The 5,779-nt window shown below is 43.1% G+C and carries 6 protein-coding genes and 1 pseudogene; 2 read left to right on the forward strand and 5 right to left on the reverse strand.

Translation table 11 applies throughout. From position 1 onward, the window contains the following. Positions 1-427: 427 nt before the first annotated feature. Positions 428-1,306, reverse strand: coding sequence for a DMT family transporter (locus GQF01_RS02505; protein ID WP_161405321.1), 879 nt, complete (start codon positions 1,304-1,306; stop codon positions 428-430). A gap of 92 nt (positions 1,307-1,398) precedes the next feature. On the opposite strand from GQF01_RS02505, the gene GQF01_RS02510 reads away from it, so the two are divergent. Next, positions 1,399-2,097: an ArsR/SmtB family transcription factor gene (locus GQF01_RS02510; RefSeq protein ID WP_202556020.1), complete on the forward strand. Its 699-nt coding sequence runs from the start codon at positions 1,399-1,401 to the stop codon at positions 2,095-2,097. A 149-nt stretch (positions 2,098-2,246) separates the two neighbouring features. On the opposite strand, the gene GQF01_RS02515 is transcribed toward GQF01_RS02510, so the two are convergent. From GQF01_RS02515 to GQF01_RS02525, 3 genes are all read right to left on the reverse strand, one after another. Then, positions 2,247-3,278: a sugar phosphate isomerase/epimerase family protein gene (locus tag GQF01_RS02515; RefSeq protein WP_161405323.1), complete on the reverse strand. Its 1,032-nt coding sequence runs from the start codon at positions 3,276-3,278 to the stop codon at positions 2,247-2,249. Between the two features lie 247 nt (positions 3,279-3,525). Next, positions 3,526-3,849 (reverse strand): DUF5713 family protein, encoded by a 324-nt coding sequence (locus tag GQF01_RS02520; protein WP_161405324.1) that lies wholly within the window; start codon positions 3,847-3,849, stop codon positions 3,526-3,528. Positions 3,850-4,024: 175 nt separating this feature from the next. Beyond that, positions 4,025-4,810, reverse strand: a complete 786-nt coding sequence (locus tag GQF01_RS02525) for a GNAT family N-acetyltransferase (RefSeq protein WP_161405325.1) — start codon at positions 4,808-4,810, stop codon at positions 4,025-4,027. A gap of 77 nt (positions 4,811-4,887) precedes the next feature. Between GQF01_RS02525 and GQF01_RS02530 the strand changes: the two genes are divergently transcribed. Beyond that, positions 4,888-5,436, forward strand: a complete 549-nt coding sequence (locus GQF01_RS02530; protein ID WP_161405326.1) for a TetR/AcrR family transcriptional regulator — start codon at positions 4,888-4,890, stop codon at positions 5,434-5,436. 104 nt (positions 5,437-5,540) lie between these two features. Here the strand turns inward: GQF01_RS02530 and GQF01_RS02535 are convergent. Continuing rightward, positions 5,541-5,779: pseudogene (locus GQF01_RS02535) on the reverse strand (cupin domain-containing protein); the annotation flags it as partial.

Raw genomic sequence — 5,779 nt, forward strand, 5'->3', positions numbered from 1 at the left:
ACTTTTGACTCCTTCAGTACCATTCTGATACCTTTGAATGGCCTTCAATTTCTCATCTAAACTGAAATTAGACAAAAAAACTGCACCTCCATTGTTAGTGGTGTCTAACAAATGGGGTGCAGTTCAAAATGTCGGCTGCCACGGTGTCATATGTAATAGTTCAATTAACTTAGAAATACACTTTTCGTGCTAGAATTCCACCTTCTTTATCCTGCACCTTAGTTTCATAGAGTGAAAATTCATGTTCATCAAATTTGTATCGGTAATAATTATGTAATGAAAAAACAGCGTTTGAATGGGAATTAGCAAATATCCATTGTATAGTTTCAATACCGCAACCAATGTTCTCTTAGTGAATATCATATTCAGAAATCGGATCGGTTTGGAAACTCATCATTTAAAACTGTTCGGCGTTGCCGATTCATAACTAATCCTTCTTCCTGCCGATTTTATTTTTAGCCTTCCAGTTGACCAAGAATATGCCAATGAAGATACCAATCCCCCCGACATAAACATACCATTGGATAACCTCACCCAGAATCAACCATCCGGACAGGACGCCGAAGAACGGAGCTAAAAACAGAAAAGCGCTTGTTTTGCCCGGGTCTCCTTTGCTGAGCAGATAATACCATGTTGCAAACTGGACGATCGATCCTAGTATCGCTAAATAGAGGATGACTCCGGATGAGGTCCAGTTGAGAATAAGGCGTGGAGTTTCCATACTTAGGCTTAACACCAGGAGGAGCAATCCTCCGAACAACATTTGATACGCCGTCAACACCCAGTTGTCGAATCGTTCCCCCCATTTTTTGACCAATAAGGTAGCAATCGCCCATGCTAGCGCGGAACCTAGTCCGAGTAACGTTCCAATCGAGAATTGCACGTGGAATCCTAGCGTTACGAATACGCCGGCAAATCCGACGATTACGCCTATCCATTGATACAGTCGGTATCTCAAGCCCACAAACGCGCTTCCTAAGACCACGACGAGTAGCGGATTGACGAACGTTAAAATCGAGGTTTCCCCCGACGGAATCGTACGCATACTCAAGAATATACATCCCATTACCGCTGTCGTCTGAAAAACACCAATAAGCAGAAGTCTAGCCCAATCCCCGGTGATTACAGGCAAACGCCTGTTTTTTAACGTTACGGCCAGCGCCATAATAGCACCTGCCAGCGTAAAGCGTATGCCTACGAGTAGCAGGGGAGAGACGTACGATAGTCCAACTTTGCCGACCGCAAAAGATGAGCCCATTAGAGATGTGGCAAGCACGACAAGTAATCCGAAAGCATAACGCTTCATAAACTTTTCCTCTTCCTTTGTTTTGTTTCTCTATGCTACCATGAGATTACTTCGGTCGCGGTCGAATCATAATAACAAGGGATTGGAGTGAATTGATTATGAACCCGAACGTCACGGAGACCGCTCAATTAATTGGCGACCCCTCTCGTCTTGCGATGTTATTGAGTTTGCTTGAAGGAAAAGCGTTGCCCGCCAGCGATCTGGCTCGAGTCGCACGAATATCTCCGCAGACGGCAAGTTCGCACTTAGCCAAGTTGGTCGAGGGCAGCCTGCTGCTGCACGAGAATTACGGCAGACATAAGTACTTCCGTCTTGCCAATCATGAAGTCGCGCACGCTCTAGAATCGCTCCTTGCGATTTCCCCTCCTAAGCCGATTCGTTCTTTGCGCGAATCGGACGAGCTTAATCACTTACGGCATGCCCGAACTTGTTATGATCATTTGGCCGGCAAGATCGGGGTCGCTCTTACGGATCGACTAGTCGATATGCGATGGCTGGAAGAGTCGCAGAAAGATTATGCGCTAAGCTCGGAGGGCAAGGAAAACCTGCAGAACTGGGGCGTGGAAATCGAAGTTATTCCTAAGAAACGTCGGTATTTTGCTCGACAATGCTTAGATTGGAGCGAGCGACGTCATCACTTGGCAGGAAGTCTAGGATCCGCGATAACCACACGATTGTTCGAGTTGAAGTGGATTGAGAGATTGCCTAACGGACGGGCAGTCCGCGTAACGAACGAAGGAATGCAGGGACTTAGAAGTGAATTCGGACTCACTATTCCTCCTTCCTTCTGAATTACCAAGAACCTCTCCGATACTTCATCGAAGAGGTTCTTTTATTCAATTTTTCTCAAAGAGGTTCACCCAACTTATGATTCGATGGATCGGAATTCAACTAATCTGCGCGTTACATGAACGAAAACAGGAACAATGGGGATTTCTATTTACAAACGATGATGTTTCGTACTCTCAGATGCAGATTTAATTAAAGCAAGAAAATCGCTAACTTGCTCGTAAGGTGGCTCGGAGAGGTATTTGGGATGATTTGTATCCGCATTCACCCATAGTGTTTCTAACGGAATATACCCTCTATAATTCGAATAGCGAAGTCTGGTAAAGAACTCCTCCAGATCCGTTAGTTCCTCTGTATTAGGCCCTGCAGGCTTTCTCTTGACCTGGAAGTTAAATGTATAAGGGATTACAGCTTCAATATCATCATACCAATCATAGTCTTCACCGGTTTTTGCCTGGAACGTCTTATAACAACCCGTATCGTTCACTACGCCGAGATTGGGGTGATCCACCCACTGGAGAATTCGAATGACCTGATCCGCTGTTGAAGTCATGTCTCCATGGTTTTGCATGCCAATCTTAATGCCTTTAGTCGCGCCGTATTCTGCACATTCTCTTAGAGCTGGTACAATCCGTTCTTTAGCTATCGTTTCCCAATCTGAGCTTTTCAGATCTGGGGGGATTTCACCATTAAACACACGGATAACCGGTGCACCCATTTCGACAGCTACATCGATCCAATATTTGACTCTCTCCACATCCAGAGCTCGTCTCTCATCACTTGGATCAGCAAAATCATTCTTGATCCCCGTGCCGCTAATAGCAATTCCCAACTCTTCAGCAAGCTTTTTAATATCTCTTACATAGGTAAATATTTCTTCAACCGGTTTAGTAGGCAATGTAAAATTTTCATACCCAGGAATATAGTAAGCGGTTACATCCACAGAATCAAAGCCAGCTTCTTTGGCATATCGAATAAGTTGCATCGTATCAACCGGCGGAGTGCCGTCCGTACTGCCTTGCAACCACGACATTAAATTATGGCTAAAGCTATAAAAGTTTAAACCTAGCTTGTAATCGCCTGTATAATAAGATTCATTGCGTACGTTTTTCAGATAGTGACTAGTTGGAATTTGTTGGTAAACCTCATCAGATGAGTTTTCAGTAGATTTTTCGATATTCATGTAGGGTCTCCTTTTCTTATTATCTATTTAATATCGATGCCATAGAGTAACTGTATTCTTCAAGTATTTTCCAAATCCTGCTTTAGTGTTAAATTGCCCGTTAGCACAACAGACCACCGAGATATCACCGGCAGCCTGTCTGAAATTTGTTATGAAGCTATCGTTCGACAGGCAAGAGACGGGAATGTTACAAGAAAGGATAACCCCTATGAAAGAGGTACGCCTTTTTGCTTGGATAGATCGGTGCTTACCACTCCCTGTTTCGAATCGCTTCTTCTGTGTCTAAACGAATATTGTAATGTTTCAAAATTTCTTCAACGGTTTCTCCAATTGAATCCCTTGCGGCCGTCTCAATCTCGCTGTCATCTTCATAAAAATCCGCTTGCAATTCATTTATAGAATCTGTCATTTCATCAAATTTCAACTGGATATCACCAATACTATGTTCCCCGGATTCTAAATATTCAACGACATTTACCAACAACACCTTAACTTTGTCCACTAAATGATTTGGAAAATAGGGATCCTTATACATATCAACTAAATATAGTTTTTCATCAAACTTTTCCATTTCGTTACCTCCCTGAAATTGAAATCCCCCTGAACTATCTCACTAAATAATTAATTCAAACTAAAACTCAATATTCCTGCCCATTAATAAGCAAAAGAGGAGCTGCCGCGAAGCAAGCCCTCCTCAGAATCCGCTTAAACCAAGTAAGCCGGTTACAACTCACCACGAATCCGCATCAGCTGGAGAAAATATTCAGGGTCAGTTCTTCCTTAAATCCAACTTTGGGATAAACGCTTCGTCCCATTGGGGTTGCATGAATAACGGCCAATTTCACACCTTTTTGCTGCACAATACGCAATACATGAGCAAGCACAGTTCGGGCTATTCCTCTCGAACGATAAGCTTCTAATGTTGCAATACTATAAAAGCCTGCGACATCACCCTCGGTAAAGGTCGTAAGCGTAGTTACTGGTACTCCATCCACGTAGGCAAGATAATGTTGAACCGTAGTCGTATCTTGATTGGGGCCATCCACAAACACTTTGGAAAAAATATCGGCCATTGGCTCTGGAACGTTATATCCTGCCAGCATGACCTTTCGGAACTCTTCAATCTCTTGTGGCTCCCGTATAGCACGGACTTCCAATCCCGACATATCTGGCAAATCCGAATGCCATCCTTCCAGAGAGAGCCCCATGCCCGAAATGACGCCAACCTGATTAAAATGATTAGCCGCAAGTGCTTGGTTAATGACTTCGTCCTGCTCGTGTGAAGTAGTCACCCATGCCAATTTCTGGCCGCGATTATGGTAAAGGGACTTGATGGATGCCATCTCATCCGCGGGATTAATCTCCTCAGAACGCTTGTACGTAAAAACGCTATTGAACAGTCCATATGGGATTTCGGACTCAAATCGTTGCGTGCGATCCGTCTCCACGAATGTGAATACCTGGCTAAGCTGACTCAATTTCTCGTAAGCGCGGATCATGTTTTCAAGAATAAGATTCTGAATCGTTAACAATTAGATCTCCTCCAGTTTTCTACTTTCAAATTGGGTAAGCACTTGACTCTTATACACCTGTGAGCAATAATTACTACATGGAAAACAGAAAATCGCAAATCATAGATCTTGCATCATCACTCATTCGAAAAAAAGGTTATTCTACTTTTTCTATTGATGAAATTTCTAAACATTTTGGCGTTACAAAAGCAAGTATTTTCTATCATTTCGAGAAAAAGGAAGATATCGGCCTTGCCGTATTGGGTCAACTTTATCAAGGATTGGTCAATTTCAAGTCTGTTATTCAACTTTCATCGCAGTCGGTTGAAGAGAAGCTAATTCAATATTGTGCGTACAATTCTAGACAGTTCGTAGAGTATGACATTTGTCCGACCTCTTCCTTACAGTCTGATTATGAAATGCTACCAGAATCGATGAGGCAAAAACTGCAAGAGATAGGTCAGTTGGAACTTTCGATCATCGATGAAATTGTTGCTGAAGGCTTGGATGATCCTGCAATTAATACGCGTGCCTTGGCGATCACTATCTTATCTGCCATCAAGGGCGCACTGCAATATAACCGCGGAATGCGTGATAATTTCATACCGGATATCATGTATGGAATTAATCGTCTTTTAAAAAACTAGCAAGATCATATATTCGGCACACTCTTGAAAAATCATCGGCCTGCAGCCTATTGTTCCCATTAAGGAACCAATAGCCTCACAGGCCGATGATTTTTTTTATAGAATTAAAGACCGGGATAAGTAATATGATACTTTTGGGAAACGGATAACAGATGTTGCATAGCCTCAGGAGTAGGCGGCTCGATATTAGCCTCCATCCCTTCTACATAAGGAACGCCTAGTTCCTTCACAAAAGAATCAAATCCTGCAGGGTACGCGGTCACCAGAAACTTAGCTGTGTCTGATTTAACTTTGAATGTATGTGGAATGCCGCGCGGTGCGAATACATATTCTCCACTTTTCA

Origin of the sequence: Paenibacillus silvestris, from assembly GCF_009882985.1 — a bacterium.
Classification (GTDB): Bacteria; Bacillota; Bacilli; order Paenibacillales; family NBRC-103111; genus Paenibacillus_E; species Paenibacillus_E silvestris.